The organism is Deltaproteobacteria bacterium, from assembly GCA_009929795.1.
In the GTDB taxonomy this organism is placed as follows: Bacteria; Desulfobacterota; Desulfovibrionia; order Desulfovibrionales; family Desulfomicrobiaceae; genus RZZR01.
Genome location: RZZR01000015.1, coordinates 19,478 through 32,833, shown reverse-complemented (window position 1 = coordinate 32,833; position 13,356 = coordinate 19,478). Strand labels below are relative to the sequence as shown.

Here is a 13,356-nt window from a genome sequence, read left to right as displayed (position 1 = left end):
CTTCTGGAGAGATCCGGGTCCTGTTCTCGGTGTCGGACACGGGCACGGGCATTCCCGAAGACAAGATCAGAGATATATTCCAGCCCTTTGTCCAGGTGGACGGGTCCATGACCCGGGGACATCAGGGCGCGGGCCTGGGTTTGGCCATCGTCCGCCGACTGGTGGGCCTGATGGGCGGGAATCTGTCATTGGAAAGCGCCCCGAACGAGGGAACCGTCGTGCATTTCGTCCTGACCTTGGGTGTCGTGGGGGAAGGAGCCGAGGAGAAAAGGCACGACGACATCAGGGAGGGAGAGGACAAGGGGGCCGGTCTGGCCATCCTCCTGGTCGAGGACGACAAGATCAACCAATTGTCCGTCACCGGCCTTCTGGAAAAACTCGGGCACAGGCCGGAGGCGGTCTTTGACGGCAAAGAAGCCCTGGCGGCCCTGGAGCGTCGGCGGTTCGATCTGGTTCTCATGGACATTCAGCTTCCGGACATGGACGGGATTGAGACCACCCGTAGGATTCGCTCCCACGACGGATCGGTCTATGATCCGAAGATTCCCGTGGTGGCCCTGACGGCCCATGCCATGGCCGGTGACCGGGAGCGATTTTTGGATGCGGGCCTGGACGACTATTTGGCCAAGCCGGTGGGCATCGAGGACCTCAAGGCGGTCCTGGGCCGGTTCGGTCCAACGGAGGGCGAAGGCTCGTGATGGCCGGAGTCCGGGCGGGGGGTATTGCTGTTCTGGCCCTTTTTTTCTTGCTGACGGCCTGCGGAGACTCCAAGCCGAAGGCCCCGGCCGTTTCCCTGACCGTGGCCGCTTCCAGGTACATCGGCAGTGCCCCGGTTTTCGTGGCCCATGAACAGGGGTTTTTCCGGGATCAGGGGCTGACACCCAATGATTGCGCAGATATCAGGAGTGGGTCAATCAAAATTGAGCGTAACTCTGGATACGGGTTGAATGTGTACATTGGCCGAAGGCTGTGCCGGGTTTATTGGGAAGCCTTTCAAGATTAACGAGTATCTGGCAAAGATCAGGGAAATGTTGGACGGAAGTCAGAATAGATCCCCCGGACCGCTGGTCCGTGATAGGATGGATCGGGTCGTTGGCCCTTGTTCGGATGATTGATCAGGTCAAGAGATGAAGCTTGTACTTGTTGGACAGCAGGCCCTGGAACTCGACCACGATCTTGAAGCAATCCTTGAGCTTTTCCTGTTCCAGGGACGAGAGGCGGCCGGGGGCGATGAGGTTGTCGGGGCTTTCTCCGGCCCGAAGCCGTTCGGTCTGAAACCGCAGGCGCAGGGTCTGGAAAAAGGCGCAGGCCTCGAGCAGGCCCGAGGCCAGGCTTTCGGAAAAGACGCCCATCTCGGCCAATCGGAGGACGCGGTCCTCGGTGGAGGTCTCCAGCACCACGTGTTCGGCGGCCAGGGTTCTCGCCCCCTGGGTGATCGGAAACACCCCGCCTTTCTTGATGTCGGTCAGGCCCTTGCGCGGGCCCGACTTCTCCACCACGATATTGTTGAAAAACCCCAAGGGCGGTGAGAACCGCAGGGCCTCCCGGGCCATGTATTTGAGTAGAAAGGGGTTGTCCTTGATTTTTTTGAAGAGATAGTCCCGGAGCCGATCGAATAGGTCCCTATCCCCGGTCACGAGCCGCATGTCGACCAGCATGGAGATGGTCAGAATGTCGTTTAGGTCGGCCCGGCCGACGGCCGTGTCCACGGTGTCCATCCAGCGGTCCAGGGCCATGCGCCAGTCCGGGTTGGAAACCATGACCTGGTGGGGGCAGGGGGGGAAACCCAGGTCGAGCAGAGCCTGGACGAACTGCCCGGCGAAACGGCCGAAGAAGTCCCGGATATCCCGGTCTTGGTCGTCGGCCAGGATCATGGCGTTGTCCTGGTCTGTGGCCAGGTATTGTTCACGTCTGCCCTCGCTGCCCAGGGTCAGGAGGGAGAATCCGGACGGCGATTCCCCCAGTTCTTTCAGGATCAGGTCGCAGACCCTGGTCAGAACATGGTCGTGCATGTCGCTGATCAGCCGGCCGACCTGGAAGGGGCCGACCCCTTCGGCCACGGAGCGCACGGCCATGTCTCCGACACGACGAAAGACCTGGCCCAGGGTGGCGACATCCTTGGCTGCCGCGATTTCCCCGATGAGATAGACCGGGTTCTCGCCCTTGGCCGAAAGCAGATCCCGTTCCTCAAGGATGCCCACCGGGACCAGATCGTCATCCACGACCACCAGCTTGCGGATGACATGGCGGATCATCCGCGAAAAGGCCTCGAAGAGCAGATCGTTGCGGCGGATCGTGATCAGCGGGCTGCCCATGATTTCCTCGGCCAGGACACCAGCTGGATCCTTGCCCGGGGCCACGACCTTCTGGAGAATGTCCCGCTCGGTCAGGATGCCTATGGTTTCGGAGTCTCGGAGAACCAGACAGGCCGCGGCCTCTTCCCGAAGCATGGCCCGGGCGGCCTCCAAAACCGTGGCCCCGGCCTGGACGACCACCGGCGGCTTGAGTCTGATATCGGCAAGGCTGAGGCAGAGATAGGGGTCGAGCCTGGAGTCCGAACCTTTGCCTGGCCCTTGATGCCCGGTCTTGGGTTGGTGTTCATTCCGCGTCGATCCGGCAGGTGTTTTCATGCGTCCCGTCTCGATTATTGTGATCCAGAAGACGCTTTTTCATCCGTCAAAAAACGCCGGATGTCGAGAGCGGCATCGGGGCCCGGGTGATTCCGGGAACCCCGATGCTGTACAGGCGTGTCTGGCTGATTACTCGGCGCCGACACCGAGGTAGTTGCGGATCTTCTGGTCCTCGTATTTTTTTGAGGCGTCGGGATCGGGTCGGAGAACCGATCCCAGGTATCCGGCGATGAAGGCCCCGGTCATGGAGATTATGGCCGGATTCTTCAAGGGAAAGATAGCCGTCGGGTTATGGAGGACATCCATCCAGATCGTGGGGCTGATGACGATGAGGCCCACGGCCAGAATGGTTCCGGTGTAGATGCTGGCTGTGGCTCCAACGGTGGAGAAGTTCCGCCACAGGATGGAGAGGAGCAGGGCCGGGAAGTTGGCGCTGGCGGCAATGGCAAAGGCCAGGCCGACCATGAAGGCCACGTTCTGGCCCTTGAATGCCAGACCCAGGACGATGGCCAGAACACCCAGGGCCAGGGTGGCCCGCTTGGCCACCTTGACCTCCTGTTCCTCGGTGGCTCCATCGGTGCAGAATACGTTGACGTAGAGGTCGTGGGACAGGGTACTGGCTCCGGCCAGGGTCAGGCCGGCGACCACGGCCAGGATGGTGGCAAAGGCCACGGCGGCGATAAAGCCCAAGAACATCGTCCCCCCGGTGGCCTCGGCCAGGAGCAGTGCGGCCATGTTCCCGCCCTTGTCCATGCCGGAGATGACGTCCTGGCCGACGATGACCATGGCCCCGAAGCCGATGGTGAAGGTCAGAATGTAGAAATAGCCGATGAATCCGGTGGCGTAGAATACTGATGTCCGGGCGGTCTTGGCGTCGGGCACGGTGTAGAAGCGCATCAAAATGTGGGGCAGTCCGGCCGTGCCGAACATGAGGGCCATGCCCAGGGATACGGCGTCCCAGGGGTTGGAGACCAGGCCCCCGGGCTGAAGGACGGCGTCGCCGTACTTCACGGCGGCCTGTTTGAACAATTCCCCGTAACTGAATCCGAAATGGACCAGGACAAAGACGACCATGACCGTGGCCCCGCTCAGCAGGAGCACGGCCTTGATGATCTGAACCCACGTCGTGGCCAGCATTCCGCCGAAAAGGACATAGGTGATCATGACCAGGCCCACGGCGACGATGGCGTACTCATAGGGGATGCCGAAGATCATCATGACCAGGGAACCTGATCCGACCATCTGGGCGATGAGGTAGAAGGCCACGGTCATCAGGGATCCCAGGGATGCCGCGATGCGGATGGGTTTCTGTTTCAGGCGGTAGGCGACAACGTCGGCAAAGGTGAACTTGCCGAGGTTCCTCAGGGGTTCGGCGATGAGGAACATGATGATGGGCCAGCCGACCAGGAAGCCGATGGAGTAGATCAGGCCGTCGTAGCCCTTCAGGGAGACCAGGCCGGCGATGCCCAGAAAGGAGGCCGCGCTCATGTAGTCCCCGGACAGGGCCAAGCCGTTCTGAAGGCCGGTCACGCTGCGGCCGGCGGCGTAGAACTGGGAGGGGGAACGGCTTTTCTTGGCCGCCCAATAGGTGATGAATAGCGTGGCGGTGATGAAGACGAAAAAAAAGATGATGGACGTGGCGTTGGGTTGGCCGATGGTGGAGACGAAGTTCGGGTCCATTCTAGCGCCTCCTCATGCTTTTGAGGACATCCTGCACGGCCCGGTCGTAGGATGAGTTGGCCCAGAAGACATAGACCCCGGTGATGAGCCAGGCCAGGATGATAAGGAAAAGTCCTACGGGGATGCCCACGGTCATATGTTCCCCGATCTTGGTGGACAGAAGCTCCTTGTCAAAGGCCAAAACCAGAATAAAACCGTAGTAGACGACCATCATGATTGCGGCCAGGGTCAAGGAAACCTTCCATTTTGCGACCACGAGCCTGTGGAAGAGGGCCTGATCGATCTTGGGTCCGGGGTGTTTGTGTTCCATGTCTGCTCCTTGAAATTCAGAGGGTGGACGGGGACTGGACAAAGACGCTTTGCGGCCTGCAGTATGAGGACTTGTGACGGAAAGAACATGAGTATTCGCCGAGAGGGGGAAATCGGACGGTCAACGCCGAGGCGTTCGGCGAACGGTCGTGTCTGGACCAGGACCTTTGATTGATCGTCGGTTAGAAATGACATCCGGCCTGAAGGAATTCCGGCCTCTGGGGCGTTGAGTTGGTCCGCCCTGACGACCCGGCCCCGGGACAGTCTAGATCAACATCCTGGCTTCGAATGGTGTGACCGCTGATTTATCATATCGTTATGACAGAACATATCGAAAACGAACCACAGCTCCATTGTTTGAGGTGCGGCGCGTCGGTGGACATCATCGGACGATGAGCCAAGGCCAGGGTGCTCTGCAGGTCTTGCGGGGCGGATGTTCCGGTGGTCGAGTACCGGGATGAAATCGAGGACTGGAAGAGGCGGGTTTGCGAGTGGTTTGTCTCAGACTTCGATCAGGACGAGGAATGAACCGGAAATGACACGTACCGGACGATATTATACCATGACGCAAAATCCCTTGGCCTGGATTTCGGCGATGGAGACGGCTCCTTCGCGAATCACCGACAGGGAGTCGCCGACAACGGCCACGATGGTCGAGGGCGGCCCGCCGTATGGAAAAGGAGGGTCGGTGAAGACATAGTCGACATGGTCCTTGATGGCCGGTTCAATGTCTTCGACCCTGGCCGGGGCCGGATTCCCGGAAGAGTTGGCGCTGGTGGAGACGACGGGCGCCCTGACGGACGAGGCCAGGGCTCTGGCCAGAGGATGGGCCGGGATGCGAACACAGGCCATGCCGTCGGGACCGCAAACTCCAGGGGGCAGATGCCGCCTGGGCCGAAGAAGGATGGAGAGGGGCCCCGGCCAGAAGGCCCAGGCCACTTCCAGACTCAGATCCTGGAGCTGGAACCATTCCCTGGCCTGCCCCTCGTGGGATGTCACCAGGGGGAGAGGTTTTCCGAGAGGGCGGCCTTTCAGGTCCTGAATGCGGATAATGGCCTGCGGATTCTCGACATTTGCCCCGATTGCGTACAGGGTTTCTGTGGGGTAGATAAAAATACCCTTGATGACGAGGCCTGCTTCGTGGGGGGTAAGGATATTCATAATGTCGATTCCGGGCGGCAATTTTTTCCTTCAGGTTTTGGATTGGAATATAAAATTCAATTTTTCCAGTTAGTTGTATTTTTTCCGGAGTTGGCAGAGGCCTTGCAGAACGACTGCTAACAGGAGAATGCCATGAAAATTCATCCCGAACTCATTCAAGGCGTCCAGGACCACCAAGCCGATCGCAAGGTCAGGCGGCCTGAGAATGACCTGTTCGCCGATCTCCTCAACGAGAAGATTGCGAAAAGTGAAAAGGCTGCCGGGCCCGACCCGGCATCGGTTCCATCCGCCCCACTGGCACCCGGGCTCCTTGATATCAGGGAGGTCCAGGCCGTGGAGGGCGTTTCCTCGGGACGGGAGGTCATGAACAGCGTCGATTCCCTCCTCGATCAATGGGACAGATACGCCCAGGGGCTTCAGGCTCCTAGGCCGGATCTCAAGTCCGCCTATGCCCAACTGAAATCCATCGCCGAGAATGTCCAGGAGGTCAAGAAGGCCATGCCCGAGGCTGGCTCTCCCTCGGTTCTCAAGGATATGGTCGAGGAACTGGACATCATGGCCGTGACCGAGGAAATTCGGATCAACCGCGGGGACTATTCCCCGCTGATTTGAGGACATCGACCAGACCTTGAAGCGCGGCCCGGGCCGCGGCCTGGCGAACGGCCTCCCTGTTTCCGGGAAAAACAGTCATGCGTTCCGAGCCGCGGCCCTGGTGGCGCCAGCCGATCCAGACAGTGCCGACCGGCTTGGAGGGACTTCCTCCTCCGGGACCGGCAATGCCCGATATGGCCACCTCAAGATGGGCCTGGAACCGTGATTCCAGGCCGACGCACATGGCCTTCACACAGGGCCGGCTCACGGCCCCTTCTTTGTTGATCACCCCTGTCGGTACTCCCAGGATGTCTTCCTTGATTCTGTTGGCGTAGGCCACGACTCCGCCCAGGTACCACTCTGAGCTTCCAGGGATAGAGGTCAGCCAACTGCCCAAAAGTCCTCCGGTACACGATTCAGCCGTGGCCAGGGATTCGCCACGGGCAACGAGCATCTTTCCCAGATCTTCGCACAAATCCCGGATAGATGTGTCCATGACCGTCTCCTTCAATCTCAAACCCTGGGAACGATCATCCAGACCATGGTCACGCCAAGGCCGAACTTGGCCGCCAGGCCAAGAAATTTTCCGAACATGGCCCCCTTGGCAGCCTGTCGGGCTGACTCCATGTCCCGGCCGTGAAGGATTTCCACCAAAAGACAGCCGCCGTAGGCTCCGAGCAGGGCCCCGGCCAGCGCTCCGAGGCCGAAGAAAAACGGGGCTCCGAACACGGCTCCGACAATGGCCCCGACAATGGCTCCGAGGTTTCCTCTGCCGGTGCTGCCGTAGCGGCGGCCTCCCCAGATCGTGGCGGCGAACTCGATGCCTTCTCCGGCCAGGGCCAGGACGGACAGGCCGATGAAGAAGGGGACGGAGGCGTCCATGTCTGGATGCGACCATTTCCAGAGGCCGGCCAGGGCCAGGACGAGCCAGTTGGCCGGAAGGCCGAAGACGTGGAGGATCAGGCTCGCGAGGAGTAGGACGATGAACAGGACGGCAAGGACAGCGTCCATGTTGGTCGGCTATTGACCGTTCAGACCGCGGCGGTCGTCCACCCGGACGGCCTTGCCTTCGGAACTGGGCAGGGTGTTGGGCTCTACCAGATCGACCTTGGGGGTGATGAGGATCTCGTCCCTGAGCCTGGATGCGATTTTGGCCTGGAGGGCGGACAGAACGCGCATGTCTTCGACAAAGAACTCCTCGCGAATCTCGACCTTGACCCGAACCTGGTCCAGGAATCCCTTCTTTTCGAGGATAATAAGGTAGTTTTGGCCGACCTCGGGCATGGACATGAGAACGTTCTCGATCTGCATGGGGTAGATGTTCACACCCTTTACGATGAACATGTCGTCGGCCCGGCCGAGGATGCGGTCGATGCGCCGGTGCTGTCTTCCGCAGGGACATTCCCCGGGCAGGAACCGGGTCAGATCCCTGGTCCGGTACCTGATGATAGGCATGCCTTCCCGGGTCAGGGTGGTCAGGACCAGCTCCCCGATCTGGCCGTCCGGGACCGGTTCCAGGGTCTCGGGGTCGACGATCTCGGCCAGGTATGAGTCCTCCCAGAGGTGCATACCGTTCTGGGCCCCGCACTCGAAGGCCACCCCGGGTCCGTTCATTTCCGACAGGCCGTAGGAATTGAAGGCCTTGAGTCCGTAGATGTCCTCGATTCTTTTTCTGGTGGCGTCGGTGTGCGGTTCGGCCCCGATGAGGGCGATGCGCAGGGACAGAAGTTTGGGATCGAAGTCCAAAGACGTAAAGACCGTGCCCAGATGGAGTGCATAGGAAGGGATAATATGGATGGCCGTGACCCGGAAGTCCTGCAAGAGCTTGATCTGGCGTTTGCTGTTGCCGGCCCCGGCCGGAATGGTCAGGCATCCCAGACGCTCGGCCCCGTAATGGATGCCCAGCCCCCCGGTGAAGAGGCCGTATCCGGACATATTTTGAAAGACGTCATTTGGCCGTATGCCGACCATGAACATGCAGCGGGCCACGAGTTCGGCCCAGGTGTTCAGGTCTCCGGCGGTGTGGAAAATGACAGTGGGCGATCCGGTGGTTCCAGACGAGGCGTGGAGGCGGACCAGGTGCTTTAGGGGCACGGCCAGCAGGCCGTAGGGGTACTGGGCCCTGAGGTCTTCCTTAGTGGTGAAGGGCAGCTTGCGGATATCCTCGGCCGTGGCCACATCCTGGATCCTGATGCCCTCCCGGGCCAGACGCTCCCTGTAGAAAGGGGCCCTGGTAGCCTGGTAGACGGTGTTTTTCAGGCGAACGGCCTGGAGTTCCAGAATCCGGGCACGGTCCATGGCCTCGGCGGGGTTGTAGCATTCCATGAGCAGTCCTTGTGCTGGGTCGGCCGGACCGGAGGGCTACATGAGCTCCGAAGGGGCCGCCATGTGGGTCGCGTTCTCAAAGGCCGTGTATTGACTGAGATAGACGAGTTCAACGGTACCCAAGGGGCCGTTCCTCTGCTTGCCGACAATGACTTCGGCTTTGCCGGCGGAAGGAGCAGGAGCCCCCTCTTCGGAGCGGGCGTAGGCGTCCTCGCGGTAGAGAAAGACGATAAGGTCGGCGTCCTGCTCGATGGCTCCGGATTCCCGGAGATCCGAGAGCATGGGCCGCTTGGAAGTCCGGTCCTCGACCTTGCGATTGAGCTGGGACAGGGCCACAACCGGGACGTTCAGCTCTTTGGCCAGAGCCTTCAGGGTCCTGGATATGTCGGAGATTTCCTGCTCGCGGGAGTCGATGCGCCTGCTGCTGCGCATGAGCTGGAGGTAGTCGACCACGACCATGTCCAAGCCTTTTTCCGCCTTGAGCTTGCGGCACCGGGATCGGAGATCCATGGTGGCCAGGGCTGGGGTGTCGTCGATGTAGAGGGGGGCACTGGCGATGCAGTCACCAGCCTGGTAGAGGCGCTCCCAGTCCTGATCGTCAATGAATCCGGTCCGGAGTCGTTTTAGGTCGACCTTGCCCCAGACGCAGAGCATGCGTTGGACGAGCTGTTCCTTGGACATCTCCAGCGAAAAGATGGCTGTACGGGTATTGACCCCGATGGCGGCCCGGAGAGCGACGTTCAGGGCGAAGGCCGTCTTGCCCATGCCCGGGCGGCCGGCGATGATGATTAGGTCCGATGCCTGGAACCCGGCTGTGATTTCATCGAACTTGTGGTAACCACTGGGCACGCCGGTGACCAGTTCCTTGCGGTCGACCCGCTGGCTGAGCTGGACGAAGATCTCGTCTACGAGCTGTCGGGAGCTGGCAAAGACCGGCTTGGTCGAGGCTTCGGAGATGGAGAATATCCTCTGTTCCGATTCGTCCAGAAGATCGGTCACCGGGATAGAGGGGTCAAAGCATTGGGTCAGGATGTGGCTGCCGGCGTCGATCATCCGGCGGCGGATAGCCTTCTCCTTGACGATGTCGGCATGAAACTCGATGTTGGCTGCTGTGGGGACCGATTCGACCAGGGATGCCAGGTAGCGGGGACCCCCGACGGAGTCGAGCTCCTCCCTGTGGCGGAGCTGGTCGGCCACGGTGACGATATCCATGGGCTGCGACTTCTCGTAGAGCGCAGTCATGGCGTTGAAGAGTATCCGGTGGGCCGGGGAGTAGAAATCCTCGGATACGAGCCGTTCGAGCACGGCGTTGAAGGCGTCGTTGCGGAGGAAGACGCCGCCCAGAACGGCCTGTTCGGCCTCGAGGTCGCTAGGAGGGACCCTGCGGAGAAGATCCGAAGACGCCCGGGTCAAAGCGTCTTCGGATGATTTTTCGGTGGCGGGACTTTTCCGGCTACTGGTTTTCCGCGTCGGACTGGAGGTCATGCCTGATCACCGAGACCTTGAGGTGGGCCCGGACGTCGGGATGAATTTTGACTTCCAGGGCGTACTCGCCCAGGGACCGGATGGCTTCTTCCAGAACGATCTTGCGGCGGTCGATTTCGACCCCCTGTTCGGCCAGGGCGTCGGCGATCATGGCCGAGGTCACGGAACCGTAGAGCTTGTCGCCCTCGCCGACCCGGACCGGGATCTCAACTTGGACGGCTGAAATCCTGTCGGCCTGGCTCTGGGCGTCAGTGCGGACCGCGTCCATTTTTTTCTGAAGCTTGGCCCGCTCGAGCTCAAATTGCTTCAGGTTGGCCGGGGTGGCCTGCATGGCCAGACCCTGGGGGATGAGGAAGTTGCGCCCGTATCCGTCGCGGACCTGTTTGATCTGGCCGAGGCGCCCCAGATTGTCGACATCGGCGCGAAGAATGACTTTCATGCTCGACTCCTAGATGGTCTTTTTCTGTACTTCGGTGGAGTGGGTGGCCGTATAGTACAGCAGGGCCATCTGACGGGCTTTCTTGATTTCCGTCGTCAACTGGCGCTGGTGCTTGGCGCAGGTTCCGGTGATACGGCGGGCTATGATCTTGCCCCGATCAGTGACGAAGTCCCGCAGGATGTCCGGGGACTTGTAGTTCAAGGGCGTTTCGGGATCGTCGCAAAAGCGGCAGAACTTTCTCCTGGGGGTGAACTTCTTGCGAAAAGCCATGACGTTTCTCCTACTCTTGGTCGCTGTCGGCGAGTTTGACGGTCAGGAATTTGAAGATGCCGTCGGCGATCCTGATGTTCCGTTCCAGTTCGGCCACGAATTCAGGGGCCAATGAGTATTCCAGCCGGGTGTAGAATCCGCGGGTCGCCTTCTTGACCGGATAGGCCAGGTCGCGCATTCCCCATTCGTCGACTTCCAGAATCTGCCCGCCGTCACGGACGATGATGCCGGTGAGGGTGTCCTGGATTTCCTTGCGGTTCTCCACGTTCAGTTCGGGACTGAACAGGAGCAGGGTCTCGTACTTGTACTGTTCCATGAAAACTCCTTGTGGTCTGTTGGCCCGGCCACGACAAAAGGGCCGAGCAAGGAAGAGCGATTGCCTATCTTGAGTGCCCTGTTCTTGTCAAGTTGACTGTCGGCGGACAGGTTCGTCTGTTTCAATTCCGGGATTTGAGAATCTGGTTCGGCCTTGTCAAAGAATGGCAAGAAGGCCTATCAAGATTCAGAAAATCCGGTTATCCAAAAATGAAGTCGGAAACCGGATCGTTGACGGGGTTTTTCACAACGACGGAGCCGGAGGCCTGACGCGTCTCGATAGGCTCCGGGATCCAGTTACCGGAGGGAACGTTCATGAAAAGGGTGTTGGAAAGGGTGTTGGCGGCATGTGTTTTGGTTCTTTTGGCATGGCCCGCTTGGTCGTGTACGACCATCATCGTGGGCAAGCAAGCCTCGGTCGACGGATCGGTGCTGGTGTCCCATTCCGAGGACGGCCTGGGCGACCCGCGCATGGTCTATATTCCGGCCAAGGATCATGAGCCTGGGAGCGTTCGGCACGTCTACGACTCGGACGTGGCCCTGGGCTACGAGCCCCGCTTCGGCTCCGACCCGGTCCACCGTTTCAATATCGACGAGCGCAGCCCTCGGTACAAGGCCCCGGCCGGGGTTCCACCGAGCCAGCCCCTGGGCTCCATTCCCCAAGTGTCCCATACCTATGCCTATTTCGACGGCAACTACGGGCTCATGAACGAGCATCAGCTGATCATGGGCGAGTGCACGGACAAGGCCAAGGTCCATCCCGAAGCAGAGGAAGGCAAGCGGATCTTCTACTCCTCAGAGCTTTCCCGGGTGGCTTTGGAGAGGTGCAAGACGGCCCGGGAGGCGGTCAAGCTCATGGGCGAGCTGATCATGACCTACGGCTACTACGGGACGGGTGAAACCCTGCTGGTGGGCGACCCTGACGAGGGATGGGTCATGGAGATGTGCGGCTACGACATGGACGGAACCGACGGAGTCTGGGTGGCCCAGCGTGTCCCGGACGACGGGTTTTTTGTGGCCGCAAACCAGTTCCGGATCCGAGAGGTCAAAGAGGACGCCGAGGACATGATGTATTCGCCCAACATCTTCGAGGTGGCCAAGGCCAAGGGCTGGTGGAAGTCTGAAGACGGCCCCCTGGACTGGACCGCGGTCTACGGAGACGGGGAGTTCCATCATCCGTATTATTCCCTGCGCCGGGTCTGGCGGGCCCAGTCCCTGGTGGCTCCGTCCCTGAAGCTCTCGCCTTGGGTCGAGGATGCCTTGACCAAGGCCTATCCTTTTTCCATCCGGCCGGACAACAAGCTGGACGTGCGGGATGTCATGCGCATCCATCGCGACGTTTACGAGGGCACGGAGTTCGACCTGTCCAAGGGTTTGGCGGCGGGCCCCTTCAGCGATCCGGTCCGCTTCGAGGGCGGGGCCGAGGCAACCATGGGCGATCAGAGCGGGCCGTCTGTCAACGGGGCCTTTGAACGGCCTCTGAGCATCTATCGCTGCGTCTACGCCTATGTCTGCCAAGCCCGAAAAGATCTGCCCGACGCCATCGGCGGGGTGATTTGGTTCGGCCCGGATCGTCCGGCCACCAGTGTGCTCATGCCCTTTTACCCGGGGGCCGGGAATTTGCCCGACAGTCTTCAGCGCGGCAACCCCCTGGTCTTCGACCGGGGCAGTATGTGGACGGCCTTCAACTACGTGGCCAACTACGCCGGACTCAAATATTCATACATGATTAAGGACATTACGGCCCAAAGTGAGGCCTTTGAGGCCCGATTTTTCGGCAGGCAGGCCGATGTGGAGGCCCAGGCCCTGAAGCTCTGGAAGGCCGGAGACACGTCCGGCGCGGCCAAGGTTCTGGCCGATCATTCCCAACAGGCGGCCGACGATGTCCTGGCGGCATGGTGGAAACTCTCTGAAGACCTCTACATCAAGTACAATGACGGGTACCTAAACGAGCCGGACAACATCGCCCAGCCTTTGTTTTACCCCAACTGGTGGCTCAAGGCCGTGGGGTACGAGAACGGCCCTTTGGAATATAAATCCAAGACCCGATAAATCAAAAAATCCTCCCGGCCTGGACATTTTATTGGTCCCGGCCGGGAGGACAAAAATCTGTGGGGGGGGGTGGACTTGGGTGCATTTTTTTGAGATGTA

The 13,356-nt window shown here is 60.3% G+C and carries 15 protein-coding genes; 4 read left to right on the top strand and 11 right to left on the bottom strand.

Features of this window, described 5'->3' with window-relative positions; translation table 11 throughout:
- A partial coding sequence (locus EOM25_03375; GenBank protein NCC24230.1) for a response regulator occupies positions 1–698 on the top strand: 698 nt, incomplete at its 5' end.
- A complete protein-coding gene (locus tag EOM25_03370) occupies positions 698–1,003 on the top strand; it encodes a hypothetical protein (GenBank protein ID NCC24229.1) in 306 nt (101 codons plus the stop codon). The genes EOM25_03375 and EOM25_03370, both read left to right, overlap by 1 nt.
- 112 nt (positions 1,004–1,115) lie before the next feature.
- Here EOM25_03370 and EOM25_03365 read toward each other — a convergent pair whose 3' ends face one another.
- The 4 genes from EOM25_03365 to EOM25_03350 all read right to left on the bottom strand — a co-directional run bounded on the left by EOM25_03365 (position 1,116) and on the right by EOM25_03350 (position 5,780).
- Positions 1,116–2,630: a CBS domain-containing protein gene (locus EOM25_03365; protein ID NCC24228.1), complete on the bottom strand. Its 1,515-nt coding sequence runs from the start codon at positions 2,628–2,630 to the stop codon at positions 1,116–1,118.
- A 129-nt stretch (positions 2,631–2,759) separates the two neighbouring features.
- Complete coding sequence (actP, locus tag EOM25_03360) at positions 2,760–4,310, bottom strand: cation/acetate symporter ActP (protein NCC24227.1); 1,551 nt, start codon at positions 4,308–4,310, stop codon at positions 2,760–2,762.
- 1 nt (position 4,311) lies between these two features.
- Positions 4,312–4,620, bottom strand: coding sequence for a DUF485 domain-containing protein (locus tag EOM25_03355; GenBank protein ID NCC24226.1), 309 nt, complete (start codon positions 4,618–4,620; stop codon positions 4,312–4,314).
- A gap of 554 nt (positions 4,621–5,174) precedes the next feature.
- Positions 5,175–5,780, bottom strand: coding sequence for a threonylcarbamoyl-AMP synthase (locus EOM25_03350; GenBank protein ID NCC24225.1), 606 nt, complete (start codon positions 5,778–5,780; stop codon positions 5,175–5,177).
- Positions 5,781–5,912: 132 nt separating this feature from the next.
- On the opposite strand from EOM25_03350, the gene EOM25_03345 reads away from it, so the two are divergent.
- A complete protein-coding gene (locus EOM25_03345) occupies positions 5,913–6,392 on the top strand; it encodes a hypothetical protein (protein NCC24224.1) in 480 nt (159 codons plus the stop codon).
- Here the strand turns inward: EOM25_03345 and EOM25_03340 are convergent.
- From EOM25_03340 to EOM25_03310, 7 genes are read right to left on the bottom strand one after another with little or no spacing between them, the layout of a single operon-like run.
- Positions 6,361–6,867: a CinA family protein gene (locus tag EOM25_03340; protein NCC24223.1), complete on the bottom strand. Its 507-nt coding sequence runs from the start codon at positions 6,865–6,867 to the stop codon at positions 6,361–6,363. The genes EOM25_03345 and EOM25_03340 overlap by 32 nt on opposite strands.
- A 17-nt stretch (positions 6,868–6,884) precedes the next feature.
- A complete protein-coding gene (locus tag EOM25_03335; protein ID NCC24222.1) occupies positions 6,885–7,382 on the bottom strand; it encodes a DUF456 domain-containing protein in 498 nt (165 codons plus the stop codon).
- Between the two features lie 9 nt (positions 7,383–7,391).
- A complete protein-coding gene (locus EOM25_03330; protein ID NCC24221.1) occupies positions 7,392–8,696 on the bottom strand; it encodes a phenylacetate--CoA ligase in 1,305 nt (434 codons plus the stop codon).
- A gap of 36 nt (positions 8,697–8,732) precedes the next feature.
- Complete coding sequence (dnaB, locus tag EOM25_03325) at positions 8,733–10,181, bottom strand: replicative DNA helicase (protein NCC24220.1); 1,449 nt, start codon at positions 10,179–10,181, stop codon at positions 8,733–8,735.
- Positions 10,150–10,620, bottom strand: coding sequence for a 50S ribosomal protein L9 (locus EOM25_03320; protein NCC24219.1), 471 nt, complete (start codon positions 10,618–10,620; stop codon positions 10,150–10,152). The genes dnaB and EOM25_03320 overlap by 32 nt, the downstream gene beginning before the upstream one ends.
- A 9-nt stretch (positions 10,621–10,629) precedes the next feature.
- Positions 10,630–10,890, bottom strand: coding sequence for a 30S ribosomal protein S18 (rpsR, locus tag EOM25_03315; protein NCC24218.1), 261 nt, complete (start codon positions 10,888–10,890; stop codon positions 10,630–10,632).
- A gap of 10 nt (positions 10,891–10,900) precedes the next feature.
- Positions 10,901–11,206: a 30S ribosomal protein S6 gene (locus EOM25_03310; protein ID NCC24217.1), complete on the bottom strand. Its 306-nt coding sequence runs from the start codon at positions 11,204–11,206 to the stop codon at positions 10,901–10,903.
- Positions 11,207–11,520: 314 nt separating this feature from the next.
- Between EOM25_03310 and EOM25_03305 the strand changes: the two genes are divergently transcribed.
- On the top strand, positions 11,521–13,257 hold the full coding sequence (locus tag EOM25_03305; GenBank protein NCC24216.1) for a dipeptidase: 1,737 nt from the start codon (positions 11,521–11,523) through the stop codon (positions 13,255–13,257).
- The last annotated feature ends 99 nt before the right edge of the window (positions 13,258–13,356 follow it).

Excerpts from the sequence above, each read along its gene's own strand:
- actP (NCC24227.1), bottom strand. The coding sequence starts at position 4,310 with ATGGACCCGAACTTCGTCTCCACCATCGGCCAACCCAACGCCACGTCC.
- EOM25_03340 (NCC24223.1), bottom strand. The coding sequence starts at position 6,867 with ATGGACACATCTATCCGGGATTTGTGCGAAGATCTGGGAAAGATGCTC.
- rpsR (NCC24218.1), bottom strand. The coding sequence starts at position 10,890 with ATGGCTTTTCGCAAGAAGTTCACCCCCAGGAGAAAGTTCTGCCGCTTT.
- EOM25_03330 (NCC24221.1), bottom strand. The coding sequence starts at position 8,696 with ATGGAATGCTACAACCCCGCCGAGGCCATGGACCGTGCCCGGATTCTG.
- EOM25_03335 (NCC24222.1), bottom strand. The coding sequence starts at position 7,382 with ATGGACGCTGTCCTTGCCGTCCTGTTCATCGTCCTACTCCTCGCGAGC.
- EOM25_03320 (NCC24219.1), bottom strand. The coding sequence starts at position 10,620 with ATGAAAGTCATTCTTCGCGCCGATGTCGACAATCTGGGGCGCCTCGGC.
- EOM25_03365 (NCC24228.1), bottom strand. The coding sequence starts at position 2,630 with ATGAAAACACCTGCCGGATCGACGCGGAATGAACACCAACCCAAGACC.
- dnaB (NCC24220.1), bottom strand. The coding sequence starts at position 10,181 with ATGACCTCCAGTCCGACGCGGAAAACCAGTAGCCGGAAAAGTCCCGCC.
- EOM25_03350 (NCC24225.1), bottom strand. The coding sequence starts at position 5,780 with ATGAATATCCTTACCCCCCACGAAGCAGGCCTCGTCATCAAGGGTATT.
- EOM25_03345 (NCC24224.1), top strand. The coding sequence starts at position 5,913 with ATGAAAATTCATCCCGAACTCATTCAAGGCGTCCAGGACCACCAAGCC.
- EOM25_03310 (NCC24217.1), bottom strand. The coding sequence starts at position 11,206 with ATGGAACAGTACAAGTACGAGACCCTGCTCCTGTTCAGTCCCGAACTG.
- EOM25_03305 (NCC24216.1), top strand. The coding sequence starts at position 11,521 with ATGAAAAGGGTGTTGGAAAGGGTGTTGGCGGCATGTGTTTTGGTTCTT.
- EOM25_03355 (NCC24226.1), bottom strand. The coding sequence starts at position 4,620 with ATGGAACACAAACACCCCGGACCCAAGATCGATCAGGCCCTCTTCCAC.
- EOM25_03370 (NCC24229.1), top strand. The coding sequence starts at position 698 with ATGGCCGGAGTCCGGGCGGGGGGTATTGCTGTTCTGGCCCTTTTTTTC.